Genomic DNA, 20,081 nt, shown 5'->3' with positions numbered 1-20,081 from the left:
ATAAGCATACATACAATTTGTGAGCTTATCAACCCGGAGTCTTCGTCATGATGTTTGCTGCTGCATCACAACCGATCTTGATCGCAGGCGGCGGCATTGGCGGCTTGGCAGCGGCTTTTGTATTGGCACGCAGCGGGCATGCCGTCTCAGTGCTGGAGCAAGCGGCGGAGTTTGGCGAGATCGGCGCGGGTATCCAGCTAGGCCCCAATATCTTTCGTATGTTTGATTATTTGGGGCTGACCGAAGAGATCAACAAAGTCGCCTACTTCCCGCCCGCGATGGGCATGCGCGATGTGCGCACGGGTGAGCAGGTGGTGCGCGTGCAGATGGGCGATGCGGCGCGGGCCGCTTATGGCGGCTTTGCATATGGCGTGATTTATCGCAAGGATTTGCATGATGTGCTACTCAATGCTTGCCGTGCGCAAGCGGGCATCACGCTGCGCACGAATGCGGGCGTGGCATCGTTTGCACAGGATGCTAACGGTGTGACCGCGCAGCTCAAGAATGGCGAGAGTATCAAAGGCGCAGCGCTGATTGGCGCAGATGGCCTCTGGAGTGGGATTCGCCAAACCATCGTAGGCGATGGTAAGCCGCGTGTGAGTGGGCATATTGCGTATCGCGCTGTGCTCAGGAGAGAGGATGTACCACCTGAGCTGTGGAGCGATGAAGTACAGCTCTGGGGTGGCGAAAAAACGCATTTGGTGACTTATCCGCTGCGCCGCGGAGAGCTCTTCAATCTCGTTGCCGTCTTTCACAGCAACAAATACGATGAAGGCTGGGACACCTTTGGCGACAACAACGAACTCACCGAGCGCTTTGCAGATGCTCACCCCACGGTGCGCGGGCTGCTCGCCAAAATCAACACTTGGAAGATGTGGGTGCTCTGTGACCGCGAGCCCGTGAAAAACTGGAGTCAAGGCCGAGCTACGCTGTTGGGCGATGCTGCACACCCGATGCTGCAATACCTCGCGCAAGGCGCAGGGCAGGCGATTGAGGATGCCGTGGTGCTGGGCAAAGCGATTGAACATTTCAAAGGCGATTTTGAAATGGCTTTCCTCGCTTATCAAGAGAAGCGCTATCTGCGCACAGCGCGTGTTCAACTCACGGCTCGCTTTTATGGCGACATTTACCATGCCAGCGGCGTCACGCGCGAGTTGCGCAATTCCATTTTCCAGGGCGGCAAAGATGCGGCAGGCTTTGCAGGCCTCAAGTGGATGTATGAGGGCATTGATCCTCACAACTTGTTTTGAAGAAAGCGTCCATGCTCACCAAAACCACTCACCCCGATCGTGCCCAGCTCTACGCAGACATGTCGCCGCACAACCTCACGCCGCTGTGGGAGGTGTTGCATGCACTCGTGCCTCAGCAGCCGAAAACGCCCTGCGTGCCTGCACATTGGAAATACGACGAAGTACGCCCTTTCCTCATGCGCGCAGGTGCGGCGATCACTGCAGAAGAGGCGATTCGCCGCGTTTTGATTTTAGAGAACCCAGCCCTGCGGGGCTTGTCCTGCATCACGCAATCTTTGTATGCGGGCTTACAGCTGATCTTGCCCGGCGAAGTCGCGCCTAGCCATCGCCACACGCAAAGTGCACTGCGTTTCATCGTGGAAGGCTCGGGTGCTTATACGGCTGTGGATGGCGAAAAAACCACCATGCAGCCCGGCGATTTCATCATCACACCGAAATGGACTTGGCACGATCATGGCCATGAGGGAAGCGATCCGATGGTCTGGTTGGATGGCCTTGATATTCCCACGATCCGCTTCTTCGATGCAGGCTTCGCAGAAAACGACAGCCGCTCTTCGCAAGAGATCAGCAAGCCAGAGGGCGCTAGCTTCGCCGCCTACGGCCACAACATGGCGCCCGTGCGTGGAGACTCTCCGTTTGGCAACACCAGCCCCATCTTCAGCTACCCGTATGCCCGCACCCGCGAGGCTCTGCACACGCTGGAGCGCAGCGAAAAGATGGATGCATGGGATGGCTTCAAGCTGCGCTACACGAATCCGCTCACCGGCGGCTCGCCCATGCCCACGATGCAGACCTTCATGCAGCTGCTGCCACCAGGTTTCAAAGGCTCGCCTTATCGCCAAACCGATGGCGCGGTGTTCAGTGTTGTCGAAGGTTCAGGCCAAGCGCTTATCGAATCGCATCATGGCAGCTATACGTTTGAGTTCTCAAAGCGTGATCATTTCGTCGTGCCCTCGTGGCACACTCTGCGCTTGCTCTCGCAAGAGGGCTGCGTACTCTTCAGTTACTCCGACCGCCCAATTCAACAAGCCTTGGGCATTCACAAAGAAGAAAGGTTAGTTTCATGAGCTATGTGTTCAATCCTCCCGCCGTGGTGAGCGTCCCCGTGCAGGGCCGTGCCGAGAGATTTCCTGTGAATCGCGTCTATTGTGTGGGTCGCAATTACGAAGATCACGCCAAGGAAATGGGTTTCACAGGCCGTGAGCCACCATTCTTCTTTTTGAAACCCAGCAATGCCATCGTGGTCGTCAACGCCGGCGAAACCGGCAGCATCCCCTACCCCAGCCTCACGAAGAATTTCCATCACGAAATCGAGCTCGTGGTGGCGATTGGCACAGGTGGCAAAGACATCAAAGCCGCAGACGCAGCCAAGCACATCTTCGGCTATGCCGTAGGTTTGGACATGACGCGCCGCGATTTGCAAAGCGATATGAAAAAGCAAGGCCGTCCTTGGTGCATCGGCAAAGGCTTTGACCATTCAGCACCGATTGGCCCCATCGTACCCGCAGCGCAAGCGGGTGATATCAACAACGCTGAATTGGCCGTCACGGTCAATGACGCGCATCGCCAAAAGAGCACAGTGGCCAAGCTGATCTGGAATGTGGCTGAAACGATTGAATATCTTTCTGCTGCTTGGGAGCTGCAACCTGGCGATTTGATTTATACCGGTACGCCCGAGGGCGTGGGTGCGGTGGTGAGCGGAGATCTGATGGTCGGCACAGTCGCAGGCCTGCCAGATCTCAAAGTCTCCGTTTCTTGAGCGTTTTATAAGCAAAAACAGCACTTTGCCGGCATAGAATCTGCGCAAAGTGCTATCAAAAATATAGTATCTATCTCATGAAATTCTCTGGAGAGCTTGCATGAAATTACTCGGGCAATTAGCCAAATTCTGCGCCATCGTGGCCGGCTTGCTGATGGTCTTCATCACCTTGATGACCGTCACCAGTGTGATCGGGCGCGACACGATAGGCAAAGCCATCACAGGCGATTTTGAATTGTCGGGCGCGGCCTGCGGCGCGGCAGTCGGCCTGTTCATGCCTTGGTGTCAATACAAGCGCGGCAACATCATTGTGGATTTCTTCACCGCGAAGGCTGGCGAAGCAACTGTAGGTTTTCTAGATCGCGCAGGAGCTTTGATATTGGGCATCGTGATGGCCGTGCTCGCCTGGCGCACCACGCTGGGCGGCATCAGCGCTTTCAATTCCAACTCCGGCACCATGATGCTCGGTTTTCCTGAGTGGATCGTGTATAGCGCCATCGTGCCCGGCCTCGCGCTCACGGCCGTGATTGCTTTCACACAAGCTGTTCAAGGCTTCGCTAAAGAAGAAGCGGAATCTAACCCGGAGCTGGCAGTATGAGCGGCCTACAACTTGCTCTGTTGATTTTTGGCGCAATGCTCGCTCTCATGGCGCTGCGCGTGCCGATTGCGATTGCCATGTTTGTTGCCGGTGTTACAGGCTATCTGATGCAACGCGGCTGGGCGCCTTTGGCCAGCTTTCTCAATTCACAAGCCTATGCGCGCTTTGCGAGCTACGATTTATCTGTCATTCCTTTGTTCATCCTCATGGGCCACTTCGCCACGCAAGGCGGTATCAGTAAAGCACTCTTCGCTTTCGCAGCCGGCGTGATGGGGCGCTTCAAAGGCGGGCTCGCCATGGCAGCCGTGTTTGCCTGCGCAGCCTTTGGCGCAATCTGCGGATCATCGGTGGCCACAGCAGCCACGATCACCAATGTGGCCTACGACGAAATGCGCAAGCATGGCTACTCCGGTCGCTTAACCACTGGCACACTGGCCGCTGGCGGCACGCTGGGTATTCTGATTCCGCCCTCGGTGCCGCTCGTGATCTACGCGATTCTTACCGAGCAAAACATCGCCAAGCTCTTCATGGCTGCGATGGTGCCTGGCATTTTGGCGATGTTGATGTACATGATTGCGATTGCGCTGTATGTGCGCTTCGTGCCCGGTCACGCTCCTGAGAAAGATGTGATTGCAAAGCAGAAGATGAGTGAGGCACTTGCAGGTATTTTGCCGATTGCTGTGATCTTCGTCATCGTCTTTGGCGGTATTTATGGCGGCCTGTTCACACCTACCGAAGGCGCAGCGGTCGGCGCATTCTGTACCTTTGTCGCATCTCTGCTCAAACGTGAGATGAACTGGACGAAGTTTAAAAACTGCTTCTACGCCACTGCAGAAAGCTCGGCCATGATCTTCCTCATCTTCCTAGGCGCAGACATCATGAACGCCGCCCTCGCGCTCACGCAAGTGCCTGGTCAACTCGCAGAAGTCGTTGGCAGCTGGGGCTTATCACCCGTGATGGTGGTGGCTTGCATCATGTTGTTTTACGTGGTGCTCGGCGCGGTGATGGATGAGCTCTCGATGATCTTGCTCACCATCCCCATCTTCTTCCCCATGATCATGGGCTTGGATTTCGGTATGAGCAAAGAATACACCGCCATCTGGTTTGGCGTGATGGTGCTCATGACAGTAGGCTTTGGCATGCTGGCGCCACCAGTCGGCCTGAATGTCTACGTTGTCAACAGCATGACCAAAAACAAAGGCGATGCCGTGCCGATTGCTGAGAGCTATCGCGGTGTTCTGCCCTTCTTGGCCGCTGACACGATCCGCGCCCTCTTGGTGCTCGCATTCCCCATGATTTCATTGTGGGCGCTGCGCTTTGTGCAAACTTAGAAGCTAAGTTCCGCGGCTTTCCTCAGGGTAAGCCCGCTCAACCAAAATTAATACGATGACTTATTATCTGATCCATTATTTTCAAGGAGTTTTTCATGATTCAACGTCGTAGCCTGATCAAAACTGGCGTCGCTGCAGCCCTGGGCGGCGCTGGCTATTCCAGCTTCGCACAAGCCCAAGTCACCTTGAAGTTTCACACCTTCATGGCCCCGCAATCCAATGTGTGGCTCACCATGCACAAAGCGTGGATGGAGAAGGTCGAGAAAGATTCTGGCGGCCGTATCAAGTTTGAAGGCTACCCTGCCATGCAACTCGGCGGCACACCCGTGCAGCTTTACGATCAGGCACGCGATGGCGTGGCCGACATCACCTGGACTTTGCCCGGCAACACCGCAGGCCGCTTCCCACGCGTGGAAGTGTTTGAGCTTCCCTTCATGATGAGCAATGCCGAAGCCACTTCCAAGGCTTATTGGGAGTATGTGCAGACAGTTGCCGTTGACGAATTCAAGGAAATCGTACCGCTTGCCTTGCAAGTGCACGGCCCCGGTGTGATCCACACGGTGGACAAGCAAATCAAAACCGTGGCCGATCTCAAAGGCCTCAAAATGCGCGCCCCCACGCGCCAAGTCAACAAGCTCATGGGCTTCCTCGGCGCTACGCCTGTGGGCATGCCATTGCCAGCCATCCCCGACGCCCTCTCCAAAGGCACGATCAATGGCGCAGTGATTCCCTGGGAAGTCGTGCCCTCCGTGAAAGTGCACGAGCTCACCAAATTCCACGCTGAATTTGACCCCAAAGGCGGCGCGCTCTACACCACCACCTTCGTGATGGGCATGAACCGCAACAAATACAACAGTCTGCCTCCAGAACTGAAGCGCATCATCGATGACAACTCCGGTATCAACACCTCGGGCTGGCTGGGCAAAACGCAGTCGGGCAACGACCCCATCGGCCGCAAGAGTGCCAGCGATCGCCCCGGCAACACCATCTTCACGATCGATATCGCCGAAGCTCAACAATTCCGTCGCGCTTCGCGTTTGGTGGAAGTCGAGTGGGTGGAAGACATGAACAAACGCGGTTTCAATGGTTACAAGCTGCTTGAACAAGCACGTGGCCTGATCGAGAAGCACACCAATGTGGCTGCAGCTCCTGCGCCTAAAGCACCCGCTGCAAAAGCGCCAGCGAAAAAAGCCTAAGCTCTGATCGCTTGTTGCCAGCCCTGATGCGATAAGCATCAGGGCTTTTTTGTGGGCTATTCGTGAACGGCTAAACTGTTTGAATGTTCACCCGCGCCCCCGTCAAACACTGCCGCAACTGTGGCACGGCCACCCATCAGCGCACACCTGATGATGGCGACACCAAACTCAGAGCCGTTTGCCCCGCCTGCAACACGATCCATTACGAAAACCCGCTCAACGTTGTTGGTACGATCCCGTGGATCATCGAAGGCGGCGAACTCAAAGTCCTGCTCTGTCAACGCAACATCGAACCCCGCAAAGGCTTCTGGACCCTCCCCGCCGGTTTCATGGAGTTGCAAGAGACCACTGCACAAGGCGCGCTACGTGAGACGCATGAAGAAGCTGGCGCGAACATCCAGCTAGGTAGCTTGTTCACGCTCATCAATGTCGAGCGTGTGGGCCAAGTGCATTTTTTCTACACTGCCCAGCTGCAATCCAAAGAATTCAACCCTGGCCACGAAACGATGGCCACGCGTCTGATTTCAGAAGCCGACATTCCGTGGGAGGATCTCGCGTTTCGCACTGTCAAAGAAACCTTACAACGCTTCTTCGCTTCACCACCCACAGGCGAGCCCACGTTTCATCACTTCGATATTTGAATTCCTCAAACGCTTATCATACTATAAATTTGATAGCACTTCGCGCAGTCTAGACGCCGGCAAAACACCTAAAAGGCATCAAAAAAGCGTAGAAAACACCTCTCGCGCCGCTGCAAACGTCTCTTGCAAATCAGCTTCACTGTGCGCGCTGCTGACGAAGCCAGCTTCATACAAAGCTGGTGCGAAATAGATGCCGCGATCGAGCATGCCGTGGAAGAATTTAGAAAATAATGCGTTGTCCGTTTGCACGGCCTGGCTGTAGTTCTGCGCAAGCTGCGGCTGCAAGAAGAAGCCAAACATACCGCCTTCGCTGTCTGCGCTGTAAGGCACACCGGCGGCTTTCGCGGCCTCGCCCATGCCTTGCACGAGGGCGCGTGTGCGTGCCCCAAGCGTTTCATAAAAGCCAGGCTTTTGGATTTCTTTCAAAGTGGCCAAGCCGCAAGCGGTGGCTATTGGGTTACCGCTCAATGTGCCCGCTTGATACACCGGGCCGAGCGGAGAGAGCTTGCTCATCACTTCTTTGCTTGCGCCAAATGCAGCCAAGGGCATGCCGCCGCCGATGACTTTTCCCAGCACCGTCATATCTGGCTTGATGCCCAGCACCTGCTGCGCGCCACCAAGCCCAACGCGAAAGCCTGTCATCACTTCATCAAAGGCGAGCAACGCGCCGTGCTTGGTGCAGAGCTCGCGGCATTTCTTGGCGAATTCAGCGCTGGAGCGAATGAAGTTCATGTTGCCAGCAATCGCTTCGATCATCAGGCAAGCGATATCGTTGCCGTGCAGCGCAAAAGCTTCTTCGAGTTGCGCGACATTGTTGAATTCGAGCACGAGGGTGTGTTGCACAACTTCCGGTGGCACACCAGCGCTGGTGGGATTGCCGAAGGTTGCCAAGCCTGAGCCTGCTTTCACGAGCAGGGCATCGGCATGGCCGTGGTAGCAGCCTTCAAACTTAATGATCTTGCTGCGACCTGTCGCACCACGAGCAAGGCGAATCGCGCTCATGCCAGCTTCTGTCCCCGAAGACACGAGGCGCACCATCTCCATACTAGGCATGAGACGCAAAATTTCTTCAGCGAGCTCGACCTCACGCTCGGTGGGCGCGCCAAACGAAAAACCATCCATCAAGGCTTTTTGCACAGCTTCGACGACGGCTGGGTGGCCATGCCCCAAGATCATCGGGCCCCAAGAGCCAATGTAATCAATATGGCGCTTGCCATTGGCATCCCAGAAATACGCGCCTTGAGCACGTTTTACAAAGCGGGGCGTGCCGCCCACCGCACGGAATGCGCGCACAGGAGAATTCACACCGCCTGGGATGGTTTTTTGGGCGCGCTCGAAAAGGCTTTGGTTCAAATCCATAAATACTCAAATCACAAAATTAATGCCGTGTTGCCGTGGGCGGGATGCCGAGTACATCTTGTTCTGGTTCGCCTTCGACGTCCTCCTCATCCTCGCCTTCCACTTGTGCCCAAAACATACGATCTGGAATCGCTGCGCCCATGCCGGGCTGGAAGGCAGCGAGCAGGCTGCGGTTCACATAAATACTGGCTTCACGCACAGCTTCTGCCAGTTCGTCACCACTGGCCAGCAAGGTGGCCAGTGTGGCGGAGAAAGTATCGCCCGCGCCTACAAAATTGGCCTCGTAGCGATCCAGTGAAACAGTGGTCACCACGGATTCGGGCGAAGCGGCTATCGTTTCAGTGCTTTCCACCTGCACATTGGCACTCGTGATCACCACATAAGGCACGCCATGCTGCGCCGCAGCAGCAGCGATATCGCGCGCACCTGGGCGTTTCTCGCTGCTCCATTCAGGCAACAGCCAGCGCCATAAAACATCGTAATTACCCACCAAGACACTGGTCTGCGGCAGGATCAACTCTGTTAATGCATCCAGATATGCCTCGATTTTGTCGCGTTCCCACCACGAAAGTGGGGTCACCTGGGTAATCACGGGGATTTCTTCGTAATCGGCGGTAATTTCCGCCACGACAGCCAAAGACTCAGGGGATCCGACGAAGCCGACCTTGAAAACCTCCACATCCATATCTTCCAAAATGGTGCGTGCCTGCTCTTCTACAGCATCGGCATCCAGTTCAATCAGGTCAAAAACTGTCGAAGTATCACGTACCAAAATGCCGGTGGTCACGGGCAGTGCATGCCCGCCAGAGGCGGTGATGGCGATTTGGTCAGCAGACAAACCGCCCGCACCGCTGGCATCCGCCACATTGAAGCTCATCACACAAATCGGGGAATCGTCACCCTCCTCCACATCGGGGGGAGAAAGGTCGGATAAAGGGGGAGATGACATGCGATCACTTCACAAAATAAATACACCGACGACCAGCTAGGCATCGGAGCTTGCCATCTATCGGCACAGTCTCGGCTTTGTCTCTGCATTGCCGCCGTGTAGATACAATGCAACACTCTAAAAGCTGATTCTATTGTGATTTTAAAGAAAGACTCGTGGGAGCATGACTGAGACAAAGCCAAACAAAACTTGGATGTGCCTGATTTGCGGCTGGATCTACGATGAAACTGCTGGCGCTGCCGATCACGGCATCTCGCCCGGCACGGCATGGGCTGATGTACCCATGAACTGGACATGCCCAGAATGCGGTGCACGCAAAGAAGACTTTGAAATGGTTCAAATTTAAGTTAATCTACTGAGCAGTAACGCGCAGTAACGTCATGAGACACCCATTTTTTAAGTTCATCTATTCCAACAACAGGAGATCTGTGTGAGCACATTCAAGGTGCTGGTTATAGACGACAGCAACACCATCCGTCGTAGTGCGGAGATTTTCCTCAAGCAAGGCGGCCATGAAGTAATGCTTGCGGAAGATGGCTTTGACGCGCTTGCCAAAGTCAATGATTTTTCACCCCACTTGATTTTTTGCGACATCCTAATGCCTCGCTTGGATGGTTATCAAACATGCGCCATCATCAAGCGCAGTGCCCATTTCGCCAGCACTCCCATCATCATGCTGTCTTCCAAGGATGGCGTTTTTGACAAAGCGCGTGGACGCATGGTGGGCAGCGAAGAATATCTGACCAAACCCTTCACCAAAGACCAACTGCTGCAGACCGTGCAGCAATTTGGAAAGCACTAACTCATATTGACTCTTAAGGCCTGCTATGCCGATCACCAAAGTTCTCATCGTTGACGATTCCAAAACCGAAATCATGTATTTGACAGAGCTGTTGACCAAAAACGGCTTTGCTGTGCGCAGTGCTGAAAATGCAGACGATGCCTTCAAAAAGCTCGCCGAAGACAAGCCTGAACTGATCTTGATGGATGTGGTGATGCCTGGTCAAAATGGCTTCCAACTCACCCGCGCCATCTCTCGTGACCCGATGTTCTCCGATGTGCCCATCATCATGTGCACCAGTAAAAATCTAGAGACCGATCGCGTTTGGGGAATGCGCCAAGGCGCGCGAGACTACATCACCAAACCAGTCGATGCCAACGAGCTCATGGCCAAAATCAAGGCGCTCGGCTAAGTTCTCTCAGACGCCTATTACTCACACAAAAATCCCCAGGAAGACACCCCCTCATGGCAAATCGGCAAGCATTGCGAGAACTGCAAACGCGTTTGGCTGCTAGGCTGCAGCAAGCACGTGCCGAAGGTGTCGCTGCGGGCTGGCTGGCCGTGGAGCTCACAGGTCGGCGTTTTTTACTACCCTTGGCGCAATCTGGCGAGATTTTCCCTGTCACCAGCGTGCAAAAAGTACCTTACACCCAAGACTGGTTCATGGGTGTGGCCAACTTGCGCGGCGGACTTTACGGCATTGTCGATCTGGCCAGCTTCATCTCAGGCACACATTTGATGCGCACCTTTGACGGCAGTATCCGCGAGCAGGCGCGTTTGATTGCACTGAACAGCGCCTTGGAGGTCAATTGTGCAATTTTGATTGACCGATTGGGCGGCTTGCGCGGCGTAGCAGATTTCGTCTCGCGCGATAGCGCACCTGAAGGCTCACCTGCATTCATGTCTGCGCAGTATGTTGACAAAACCGGCCAATCTTGGATTGAGCTGGATTTGCAGCAGCTCGCCGGCTCCAACGAATTCCTCGGTATTGCAACGCTCACTGCCTGAGTTTTGAATCATGCCATCCTTTTTTTCCTAAGCCTAGAATCACTTTGAGGCCATCACCATGTCAGTAGCACAACGTATTTCCAGCCTATTCAAACGTGGCCAACCATCTGCTGAGCAATCCATACTCACAAATGCTGGTCTCACAGCCGAAGAAATCTATGCGGTGGAACAAGGCGGGGGCGGAGCCAATATGGCGCAAGCCCAAGACGACAACAGCATCTTGGCCGAAGCCCATTTGCGCAGCGAATCGCTTGCTGGCGATGCCGTGAGCTTGCCTGTGCTCGGTTCGCGAGCCCCCGCCGAGCATCGACGCATCTTGACCGTGATGCTGATCGTGGCGCTGGTGGTCTTCTTGGCTGTGATGTTCTTTGCATTGGCGCAGGCGGAAAACGTTTCTCGCCAAGTGGGTGCCTCGGGTCAATCACTCATGCAATCACAGCGCTTAGCGAAATCCGTATCTCAAGCTCTGGTGGGCTCGCCCCAAGCCTTCTCCGAGGTGGCAGAAAGTTCAGCAGCATTGGCTAAAAACGTGCGTGGCCTCAAAGATGGTGATACCGAACTTCGCCTCACACAAGTGGCTCCTGGTGTCGCAGAGGATGTAGAAAAAGCCATCCCTCTGGTGGACCGCGCTGAGAAAAATGCCAAAACCGTGCTGGATCAGCAAAAGATCTTGACTCAGGTCGGTAGCGCTTTGCGCACCATCAACCGTCAATCTTCTGATCTTTTGGAAGTTGCAGAAACTGTTTCCTCCCTCAAACTTCAGCAAAATGCGCCTGCTGCTGAGATTTCTGCATCGGGTCAGCTGGTGATGTTGACGCAGCGAATCGGTAAATCCGCCAACGAATTCTTGACCATGGAAGGCGTGAGCCCCGAGGCTGTGTTCTTGCTCGGTAAAGACTTGAACTCCTTCAAGGAAATTGCCCAAGGCTTGCTCGAAGGCAGCCCAGAGTTGCGTTTGGCTGCAGCTAAAGATCCACAAACCCGCGAGCGTTTGGAAGCCCTGCTCAAACAGTATGAAGAAACACGCGGCCAAGCTGGTGCGATTTTGGGTAACTTGCAAGGCTTGGTGTCTGCACGTGAGGCGCAGTCCGCGATCGTGAGTGATTCTGAGCCACTGCGTAAGCAACTCGAAGATTTGCAGGCTCGTTTGTCGGGCCAAACGGGTCTGGGTATCGCTCCTTTGATCGTTTTGGGCTTGATGGGTCTGCTGGCAGTGCTGGCCGGTCTTGGCTTGGCGCGCGTGCAACTGGGTGAAAGCCGTAAGGGTCAAGCCATTGCTGAACAACAACGCCTTTTGGCTGAGGGCCAAGAGCAAGAAGCTAAGCGTATTAACGACGCGAACCAGGCCGCTATTTTGCGTTTGATGAACGAACTGCAATCCGTCGCTGAAGGTGATTTGCAAACCACAGCTGTGGTGGAAAGCACCTCAACCGAACTGCTAGCCGCCTCAACCGAGCAGCTGCGCGAGATTCGTGAAACCGGTCAGTCGGTACTCGAGATGGCAGGCCGAATCAACGAAGTGTCTGGCCAAGCGCAAGAGTCTGCTCAGGTGGCGCGTCAGTCGCTGTCAGCTGCGGAATCCGGCTTGCAGGCCGTGCAAAACGCGATCGGCGGTATGAACGCTATCCGTGACCAGATTCAGGATACTTCTAAACGTATTAAACGACTGGGCGAATCGTCTCAGGAGATTGGTGAGATCACCGAGCTGATTTCAGACATTACCGAGCAGACGAACGTGTTGGCTCTGAACGCTGCTATCCAAGCGGCCTCCGCCGGTGAAGCCGGACGAGGCTTCTCAGTGGTGGCGGAGGAGGTGCAGCGACTCGCTGAGCGCTCCGCAGAAGCTACCAAGCAGATTTCTGCACTCGTGAAAGCCATTCAGACCGACACACAAGATGCTGTGGCCGCTATGGAACGCTCGACGCAGGGTGTGGTGGAAGGAGCCAAGCTCTCTGATAACGCCGGTACAGCACTGGTGCAGATTGACTCCGTGTCTCGCCGCCTCGCCGAACTGATTGAGGAGATTTCCAAATCTGCCTCCCGTGAAGCTGATTCGGCCAACGTTGTGGCCGGTAACATCCAGCATATTTTCGCGGTGACCGAGCAAACTGGTGAAGGTACACGCTCCACGGTGCAACAGGTACGAGACCTGTCCCGAGTGGCTGAAGAATTGCGTCAGTCGGTGTCGCGATTCAAGATTGGCTGATCGCCCTGGGTTCTAGCCATTGACGGCTAAACCCAGTGGACGCGCAACGCAACAGGATGAACTGAACCATGGCCACATCTCCCAACACCCCCGTCTCAGACATCGGTGTCAATGACCTCGGCCCTTTGGCTTGGGTGCTGGATGAGTTGCGCAAGTCGCTGGATTCTGCCACCAAGGCACTGCGCCGCTATGTGCGTGATGCCGAGCTGGCTAAAGGCTCCGATCTGAATGCGGCTGATGCCAGCCAATTGCGCATTGCTCGCCAGCAATTGCACCAATCGGTGGGTGCGCTGGAGATGGTGGGCTTCACATCTCCTGCTGCCATGCTGCGTGGCATGGAAGGTGCCGTACAGAAGTTCATCACCAAACCTGAGCTTTGCACTGATCCTGCAGCCGGTAAGGTAGAGCGCGCTAGCTTTGCATTGCTGGGCTATCTGGAGGCATTGCTTGTTGGCAAGAAACCTTCAGCAGTGGAGTTGTTCAGCCAGTATGCTGACGTGCAAGAGCTCGCAGGTGCAACACGGGTCCACCCCGCAGATCTGTGGGCAGTGCCCTGGCAGTGGCGCGATGTTCAAGACACTGGCGTGCCAGCCATGGCACTGGATATTAATTTTCGCGCACGTTTTGATAAATCTGCTCTGCAGGTCGTTAAGGCCGCGGATATCGCTGCATGCAAAGAGCTCTCGCAACTCAGCGCCGCACTTGCAAATCAAACTGAGCTGGCTGTTGATAATAATTTTCGCGTCTTTTGGCGTATCGCAGCTGGTGCGCTCGAGGCTGTAGCCACCGGATCGCTCGCACCTGATCTGCACGTGAAACGTACTGTCTCACGCCTATTGATCCAGCTGGCTACCCATGTGAAAGGCGATCTGTCAGTGCCCGAGCGCTTGGCGCAAGATTTGCTGTTTTTCTGCGCGCAAGCCACACCTCAAGGCATGACGCCATTGCTGGGTGAAGTGCGTATGGTCTATGGGTTGGCAAACCACATTCCGGTCGATTACAGCAAGAGTTTTTACGGCCACTTTGACCCTACCTTCCTGGTGCAAGCGCGCAAACGAATTGGTCAGCTCAAAGAATCTTGGTCAGCTTTCACTGCTGGCGAACTCACCAAGGCCAAGCCAGTGCAAGATCAGATGTCTTTGCTGGTCGATTCGATTGGCAAACTCTTGCCTACCTCAGGGCAGAGTCTCATCACTGCCATGAACGAGGTGGTGGACAGCACGGCCCGCCAGCAAAAACCGCCAGAACCGGCGCTTGGCATGGAAGTAGCGACTGCCATTTTGTATCTTGAAGCCAGTTTCGAAGACTTTGATCCGGAAGACAAACAACAAGCCAATCGCATGGGGCATTTGGCGCAGCGCGTGCAAATGGCTCGCGGCGGCGCAGACAGCCAGCCCCTCGAATCTTGGATGGAAGAGCTGTATCGCCGCGTGAGTGATCGCCAGACCATGGGCTCGGTCGTGGGCGAGCTCAAGTTGACCTTGGGCGAGCTTGAGAAATTGATGGATGCTTTCTTCCGCGATCCGCAAGACAAGGTGCTGCTGAGCGATGTGCCTGGCAAGCTCACACAGATGCGTGGCGTGCTGACCGTACTCGGTTTGGATCACGCACAGCTGGCTGTTACTCGCATGCGCGACAACGTGGAACACATCATTGTCTCGACAGATGATGCCAACACTGCAGCCAACACCGCGATGTTCAATAAGCTGGGCAACAATCTGGGCGCTTTAGGCTTCCTGATCGATATGCTGAGCTATCAGCCGGTGCTCGCCAAAAAGTTGTTTGTGTTTGACGATGCCGAAGGTGAGCTCAAGCCATTGATGGGTCGTACCATTGTGGAGGAGCCTGAGGTCGTGAGACCAGCTCCTGCCCAGGCAGCCAGCTTCAACCCCGATGCAACATTGCCCATGGCGGCTATGGCTGCCACCGCAGCAGTTGCTCCGGCTCCTGTTTCTGCCGCGTCCACAGCACCTGTGATCGTCGATGCCGATGAAGTTGATCCTGAGCTGCTGGACATCTTCTTGGAAGAGGCGCGCGAAGTGGCTGCCAATGGTCTGGCTGCGACGCAAGCCCTGGTTGCCGAGCCGAACAATATCGGCGAGATGACCACCCTTCGTCGTGCTTTCCACACTTTGAAGGGCAGCTCACGTATGGTGGGGCTCAATGTGTTTGGCGAAGCTGCTTGGTCGATGGAGCAGGTGATGAATGCTTGGCTTGCGGAGCAAAAGCCAGCCACGACTCAACTTTGTGAATTGTCGACCCAAGCCCTGCAAGCACACCAAACTTGGATCGAAGAAATCGCTGCAGGTGGTGGCAAACAGCGCAGCTCAGCGCCCTTCCGCACCAGTGCGGACGCTTTGCGCTTGCATGGTCAATTCCAGCCCATCGTGCTGGATGCAGCACCACAAGCCATTTCAGAAACTTTGCCTGAACGGGTTGCACCTGTTGTAAAGGCCGCTGCTGAAGAAATACCCGCTCCAGAAACACCTGCGATGGCTATCCCAGCCGCTGCTGCTGGCGCGCTCGCCGCTGTCGCAGCTTCTCTCATCGCTGAACCTGAGCCAGCTCTGACTTTGCCTGAGCTCGACCTGCCAGACCTCAGCTTGCCAGCAGTGCCTGCACCTGCAGCCCCCGAGCCTGATTTTTCACTGCATTTGGGTGATCTCGATCAAAATTTTGCGCCTGTTTCTTCGCCTGTGCTGCTTGAGCCAGAGCCAGTAGTCACCATCGCAACACCCGTGATGCCCTCCATCGAGCAGCCACCACAGGCTTCACCAGCTGGTGAAGCGGCCACAATTGAGCCAGCTTTTGATCTGGACATGGATTTCGATTTCGAAGTCGCCGCTTCCGAACCCATCGTTGCTGCGACTTTGCCTGAAGAGCCGATTGCATCGACTGTGGTGACCGCCGATGCCGGCTCGAGTATCGAATTGACTGCAGAGATGCCTACGGCATCAGAGCAAGAAGCACTCATCACAGCTGAAGAGCTGGCTGAATTTGAGCGCGCCATGATGGCCATGGACGACTCCGCTGTGATTTCAGCCGAGATGCCTCTGGTTGAGGCATCGGCCGAAGATGTTTTGGCAATGGACTCGCCCAGCATGCCGGAACATGACGACTTCACGATCAGCAAAATGGATTTGGAGGCACTGCAAAACCTTCCTCTGCCAGCCCCTGTTCCTGCACCCACTTCGCCTGAAGCCGGTGCTTATGCTGCTACCGCAATGGCGACTACTTTGCAGGCCATGCCGACAAGAATGGCTGCGCCTGAGGCAACAGGACCAAGCGATTTCATCAGCACAGCAACTGTCCCTGCTGCGCTCTCGCCCCACACCCAGCCCAGCACCTTGGGAGATTTAGGGATTGATCTTCAGGGTGGCTCATCTGCTACTGCCGAATCATCTGCCAACTGGTGGGGCGCTGGAGCAGCTGCCGCTGCAGGCGCTCTTGGTTCTGCAGCTGCGCTTGCATCTGGAACTGGCAAGACAACACCAACGCCAGCTGCCTTTGTAGGCATGCCCGGTGTGGGCGCGTATGCCGCAGAGGAGCAATTCAAAGCCGTGGGCCCGCTGCGCGTGAGCCTGCCGCTTTACAACGTCTATCTCAACGAAGCTGATGAGTGGTCTCGCCGTTTGGCCAATGGCTTGGCTGAATGGGCGATGGAGCCACATGCCAAAGTGCCTCATGATGCCGTGGCGTTCGCGCACTCCTTGGCTGGCAGTTCCGCCACGGTGGGCTTCTCTGCTTTGTCTGGCTTGGCGCGTTCACTGGAGAACACCCTGATCCACATGCAGCGCATTGAAGAAGATGGTGATTACGATCCGCATGTTCACGCTACTTTGTTTGTGAGCGCTGCTGAAGAGGTTCGCCATTTGCTGCATCAGTTTGCCGCTGGCATTTTGAAAGACAGCTCGCCAAAGATTGAGGCTGATTTGGCGCATTGCATGCAAGCGCCATTCACGCCGAGTGCATCGGCGCTGGCCACACTCACAGATGATTCATCTGCCAGCACCATCGATTTAGATGAAAAACAGCCTATAGCCGGCACAGAATCTGCGCAGAGTGCTCCTGATTCAATAGCATTTGATTTGCCGTCGGCTTTCAGCACGCTAGCAGAAACGCCCGCTACCGCGGCTGAGCCAGCGCCTGCGCCTAGCTGGGCAACGCCAGAAATCATCGCGCCTGCTGCTATCGCCACAGCTGCTGTTGCTGCCACTGCCGCCTTCGCTGCCGAGCCAGCCGCAGCGCCAGCTGAGGTGCTTGCCGTCGAAGAAGCGGTCAAAGCCTTGCCGCCCGAGCCTGCCCCAGAGCCGACCATCAAACCTGTTGCAGCGCCTGCGCCAGTTACATCGGTTCAAACTGCGGCCAGCCTCACAGAAGCCCCCGTGCTAGCTGTGCGTAGCCGCCAGATCGGCCAAGACGAGATCGACGACGAGATCGACGCGGTTGACGCGCTCGATCCCGATTTGTTTGAAATCTTCGAAGAAGAAGCGCAAGAGATTTTCCCGGTCACCGCTTCTGCGCTGCGCCAATGGACCGCACGCCCAGACAATATGAGTGCGCGCGGCGAAGTGTTGCGCGGTTTGCATACCTTGAAGGGCAGTGCCCGCTTGGCCGGTGCGATGCGCCTCGGTGAGATGGCTCACCGCATGGAATCCAACGTTGAGGCCGTGCCCCACGAGGGCGCGCAGTCTGCGGATATTGAGCCGCTGATGGCGCAGCTCGATGGTATGCAGCACACCTTTGATGTGCTGCGCAATCCAGCCTTGGCCAACGAGCCAGCCAAGCCCTCTTCTGTAAGCACTGCAGCCCCTGTTGTGGCCGCAGGCGCTGTGCTTGCCAACACACCAGCTGTTCAAGCATCACCTGCTCAACCTTTACAACCTGTGGTGGGCGCGGCTGGAATGGTCACGCCAGCTGCCCCAGTTCGTACAGCACCTGGCCAAACGGTACGCGTTCGCGCTCAACTCTTGGATCGCTTGATGAACCAAGCAGGTGAGGTGATGATCACGCGTGCCCGTTTGGAAGCTGAGCTGTCGCAGTTGCGCGGCTCGCTCACCGATTTGGGCGGCAACTTAGAAAAGCTGCGCACCCAACTGCGCGAGCTCGATGTGCAAGCTGAATCGCAGATGCAGACGCGCATTCAGCAAGCCAAAGAAGCCGAAGCGAACTTTGACCCACTGGAATTTGACCGCTACACCCGCGTGCAGGAACTCACCCGCATGATGGCCGAATCGGTGAACGACGTGGCAACCGTGCAGCGCAACATCCAACGCACGATTGAATCGACCGAAGACGATTTGGTGATGCAAGCGCGCCAAACCCGTGATTTGCAGCGCGATTTGCTGCGCACGCGCATGGTGGAATTTGAAGGCATTTCCGAGCGCTTGTATCGCGTGGTGCGCCAAGCCGGCAAGGATGCTGGCAAGCAGGTCAAGCTCGATATCTTGGGCGGCACGATTGAGATGGATCGTGGCGTGCTCGATCGTATGACGCCAGCCTTCGAGCACTTGCTTCGCAATTGCGTGGCTCACGGCATCGAGGCGGCCGAAGCGCGTACGGCAGCTGGCAAAGCGGCCAGCGGCGAGATCGTGATTACCTTGCACCAAGAAGGTAACGACGTATCGATTGAATTCCGTGATGATGGCGCAGGTTTGAATATCGCTCGTATCCGTGAAAAAGCCATTTCGCAGGGCTTGATTGGTCACGATGCAGCGCTTGCAGACAACGATGCCGCCAACTTGATCTTCACCCCCGGCTTCTCGACAGCTGCTACGGTGACTGAACTCTCAGGCCGTGGCGTCGGTATGGACGTGGTGCGCTCTGAGGTGGTTGCTTTGGGTGGCCGCATCGAGACATCGACATCCGCTGGCCAAGGCACGAGCTTCAAGCTGGTGTTGCCGCTCACTACTGCTGTGACGCAGGTGGTGATGATGCGCATTGGCGAGCTGGCCATCGGTATCCCAGCCAACTTGATCGAGATCGTGCGCCGCGCCTCTCTCAAGGAGCTGCAGTCAGCCTACAACAGCGGCACTTACGATTACGCTGGCGAGAGCCTGCCCTTCTTCTGGGCCGGCGCGCTCTTGCAGCATTCCTCCGCCAGCTCTGAGCCAGCGACCAAGACCATGCCGGTGGCCGTGTTCCGCTCAGCAGCGCAGCGCGTGGCCGTGCACATTGACGAAGTGTTGGGTAACCAAGAGGTGGTGGTGAAAAACCTCGGCCCTCAGCTGTCTCGCTTGCCTGGCTTGGCTGGCATGACGGTGCTGGCTTCAGGTGCTGTGGCTCTGATCTACAACCCTGTCGCCTTGGCCACGGTGTATGGCGCACAAGCCCGCGCCATGAGCTTCGATCCAGCGCAACCGCATGCGCTCGAATCTCAGGCCGTGTCTTCGCAAATGGGCTCGCTCGATATCAGCGATGCTGTGCCGCGTGAGCTCTCAGGCGATGCGCAGCCCGTCGTGCCACTCGTGCCTGCCAATCCCGCTTCAATCTCGCCGCCGACCGTGCCCCTCGTGCTCGTGGTGGACGATTCCATCACTGTGCGCCGCGTGACGCAGCGCCTGCTGCAGCGCGAAGGCTACCGTGTGACGATGGCAGCCGATGGCTTGCAAGCGCTGGAGCGTTTGGCTGAAGAGTTGCCATCGGTGATCTTGTCAGACATTGAAATGCCGCGTATGGATGGCTTTGATCTGCTACGCAATGTGCGTGCCGACGACAAGCTCAAACACCTGCCCACGATCATGATCACTTCACGTATCGCTGAAAAGCATCGTGAATATGCGTTTGAATTGGGTGCGAACCACTACCTCGGTAAGCCCTACAACGAAGAAGAGCTGCTGAGCTTGATTCGTCGGTATGCGCGGGAAGAGGCGACAGTCTGAGTTTGATAGCTTTGCTTTAAGCCCTTGCCACCTCAAACAGAGGAACGCAAAAGACGCAGAAAATACAAGCTGTTTTCTGCGTCTTTTGCGTTTTTTTGCGTTTTTTTGCGTCTTTTGCGTTC

The 20,081-nt window shown here is 55.9% G+C and carries 15 protein-coding genes; 13 read left to right on the top strand and 2 right to left on the bottom strand.

Annotated elements, in window-relative coordinates:
- Positions 1-47: 47 nt before the first annotated feature.
- From KIH26_RS10685 to KIH26_RS10655, 7 genes are all read left to right on the top strand, one after another.
- Positions 48-1,250 carry a 3-hydroxybenzoate 6-monooxygenase gene (locus KIH26_RS10685; protein WP_249661160.1) on the top strand — a complete coding sequence of 401 codons (1,203 nt, stop codon included), beginning with the start codon at positions 48-50 and terminating at the stop codon, positions 1,248-1,250.
- An 11-nt stretch (positions 1,251-1,261) separates the two neighbouring features.
- Positions 1,262-2,317, top strand: coding sequence for a gentisate 1,2-dioxygenase (gtdA, locus tag KIH26_RS10680; RefSeq protein WP_213445067.1), 1,056 nt, complete (start codon positions 1,262-1,264; stop codon positions 2,315-2,317).
- Positions 2,314-3,009, top strand: a complete 696-nt coding sequence (locus KIH26_RS10675; RefSeq protein WP_213445065.1) for a fumarylacetoacetate hydrolase family protein — start codon at positions 2,314-2,316, stop codon at positions 3,007-3,009. The genes gtdA and KIH26_RS10675 overlap by 4 nt, the downstream gene beginning before the upstream one ends.
- A gap of 100 nt (positions 3,010-3,109) precedes the next feature.
- Positions 3,110-3,607: a TRAP transporter small permease gene (locus tag KIH26_RS10670; protein ID WP_213445063.1), complete on the top strand. Its 498-nt coding sequence runs from the start codon at positions 3,110-3,112 to the stop codon at positions 3,605-3,607.
- On the top strand, positions 3,604-4,938 hold the full coding sequence (locus KIH26_RS10665) for a TRAP transporter large permease (protein WP_213445061.1): 1,335 nt from the start codon (positions 3,604-3,606) through the stop codon (positions 4,936-4,938). The genes KIH26_RS10670 and KIH26_RS10665 overlap by 4 nt, the downstream gene beginning before the upstream one ends.
- Before the next feature lie 95 nt (positions 4,939-5,033).
- On the top strand, positions 5,034-6,134 hold the full coding sequence (locus KIH26_RS10660) for a TRAP transporter substrate-binding protein (RefSeq protein ID WP_213445059.1): 1,101 nt from the start codon (positions 5,034-5,036) through the stop codon (positions 6,132-6,134).
- Between the two features lie 83 nt (positions 6,135-6,217).
- Positions 6,218-6,775 (top strand): NUDIX hydrolase, encoded by a 558-nt coding sequence (locus tag KIH26_RS10655; protein ID WP_213445057.1) that lies wholly within the window; start codon positions 6,218-6,220, stop codon positions 6,773-6,775.
- A gap of 78 nt (positions 6,776-6,853) precedes the next feature.
- Here KIH26_RS10655 and hemL read toward each other — a convergent pair whose 3' ends face one another.
- Both hemL and thiD read right to left on the bottom strand, forming a co-directional pair.
- Entirely contained in the window at positions 6,854-8,134 is a 1,281-nt protein-coding gene (gene hemL, locus KIH26_RS10650; protein ID WP_213445055.1) for a glutamate-1-semialdehyde 2,1-aminomutase, read from the bottom strand.
- Between the two features lie 19 nt (positions 8,135-8,153).
- Positions 8,154-9,083 carry a bifunctional hydroxymethylpyrimidine kinase/phosphomethylpyrimidine kinase gene (gene thiD, locus KIH26_RS10645; RefSeq protein WP_213445053.1) on the bottom strand — a complete coding sequence of 310 codons (930 nt, stop codon included), beginning with the start codon at positions 9,081-9,083 and terminating at the stop codon, positions 8,154-8,156.
- 163 nt (positions 9,084-9,246) lie between these two features.
- Between thiD and KIH26_RS10640 the strand changes: the two genes are divergently transcribed.
- The 6 genes from KIH26_RS10640 (at position 9,247) to KIH26_RS10615 (ending at position 19,959) form a co-directional block, all read left to right on the top strand.
- Entirely contained in the window at positions 9,247-9,429 is a 183-nt protein-coding gene (locus KIH26_RS10640) for a rubredoxin (RefSeq protein WP_213445051.1), read from the top strand.
- An 84-nt stretch (positions 9,430-9,513) separates the two neighbouring features.
- Positions 9,514-9,885 (top strand): response regulator, encoded by a 372-nt coding sequence (locus KIH26_RS10635; RefSeq protein ID WP_349627866.1) that lies wholly within the window; start codon positions 9,514-9,516, stop codon positions 9,883-9,885.
- Between the two features lie 25 nt (positions 9,886-9,910).
- Positions 9,911-10,276, top strand: a complete 366-nt coding sequence (locus KIH26_RS10630) for a response regulator (RefSeq protein WP_213445049.1) — start codon at positions 9,911-9,913, stop codon at positions 10,274-10,276.
- A gap of 53 nt (positions 10,277-10,329) precedes the next feature.
- The gene (locus KIH26_RS10625; protein ID WP_213445047.1) at positions 10,330-10,872 is read left to right on the top strand and encodes a chemotaxis protein CheW; all 543 of its coding nucleotides are present in this window, start codon (positions 10,330-10,332) and stop codon (positions 10,870-10,872) included.
- A 58-nt stretch (positions 10,873-10,930) separates the two neighbouring features.
- Positions 10,931-13,078, top strand: coding sequence for a methyl-accepting chemotaxis protein (locus KIH26_RS10620; protein WP_249661159.1), 2,148 nt, complete (start codon positions 10,931-10,933; stop codon positions 13,076-13,078).
- 68 nt (positions 13,079-13,146) lie between these two features.
- The gene (locus KIH26_RS10615) at positions 13,147-19,959 is read left to right on the top strand and encodes an Hpt domain-containing protein (protein ID WP_249661158.1); all 6,813 of its coding nucleotides are present in this window, start codon (positions 13,147-13,149) and stop codon (positions 19,957-19,959) included.
- The last annotated feature ends 122 nt before the right edge of the window (positions 19,960-20,081 follow it).

This window comes from Variovorax sp. PCZ-1 (assembly GCF_018413605.1).
Taxonomy (GTDB): Bacteria; Pseudomonadota; Gammaproteobacteria; order Burkholderiales; family Burkholderiaceae_C; genus JANMDU01.
The sequence above is the reverse complement of the archived record's forward strand: the minus strand, read 5'-3'. Positions and strand labels throughout refer to the sequence as shown.

Excerpts from the sequence above, each read along its gene's own strand:
- KIH26_RS10655 (WP_213445057.1), top strand. The coding sequence starts at position 6,218 with ATGTTCACCCGCGCCCCCGTCAAACACTGCCGCAACTGTGGCACGGCC.
- KIH26_RS10675 (WP_213445065.1), top strand. The coding sequence starts at position 2,314 with ATGAGCTATGTGTTCAATCCTCCCGCCGTGGTGAGCGTCCCCGTGCAG.
- KIH26_RS10630 (WP_213445049.1), top strand. The coding sequence starts at position 9,911 with ATGCCGATCACCAAAGTTCTCATCGTTGACGATTCCAAAACCGAAATC.
- KIH26_RS10685 (WP_249661160.1), top strand. The coding sequence starts at position 48 with ATGATGTTTGCTGCTGCATCACAACCGATCTTGATCGCAGGCGGCGGC.
- KIH26_RS10620 (WP_249661159.1), top strand. The coding sequence starts at position 10,931 with ATGTCAGTAGCACAACGTATTTCCAGCCTATTCAAACGTGGCCAACCA.
- KIH26_RS10660 (WP_213445059.1), top strand. The coding sequence starts at position 5,034 with ATGATTCAACGTCGTAGCCTGATCAAAACTGGCGTCGCTGCAGCCCTG.
- KIH26_RS10625 (WP_213445047.1), top strand. The coding sequence starts at position 10,330 with ATGGCAAATCGGCAAGCATTGCGAGAACTGCAAACGCGTTTGGCTGCT.
- KIH26_RS10665 (WP_213445061.1), top strand. The coding sequence starts at position 3,604 with ATGAGCGGCCTACAACTTGCTCTGTTGATTTTTGGCGCAATGCTCGCT.
- KIH26_RS10615 (WP_249661158.1), top strand. The coding sequence starts at position 13,147 with ATGGCCACATCTCCCAACACCCCCGTCTCAGACATCGGTGTCAATGAC.
- gtdA (WP_213445067.1), top strand. The coding sequence starts at position 1,262 with ATGCTCACCAAAACCACTCACCCCGATCGTGCCCAGCTCTACGCAGAC.
- KIH26_RS10640 (WP_213445051.1), top strand. The coding sequence starts at position 9,247 with ATGACTGAGACAAAGCCAAACAAAACTTGGATGTGCCTGATTTGCGGC.
- KIH26_RS10670 (WP_213445063.1), top strand. The coding sequence starts at position 3,110 with ATGAAATTACTCGGGCAATTAGCCAAATTCTGCGCCATCGTGGCCGGC.
- hemL (WP_213445055.1), bottom strand. The coding sequence starts at position 8,134 with ATGGATTTGAACCAAAGCCTTTTCGAGCGCGCCCAAAAAACCATCCCA.
- thiD (WP_213445053.1), bottom strand. The coding sequence starts at position 9,083 with ATGTCATCTCCCCCTTTATCCGACCTTTCTCCCCCCGATGTGGAGGAG.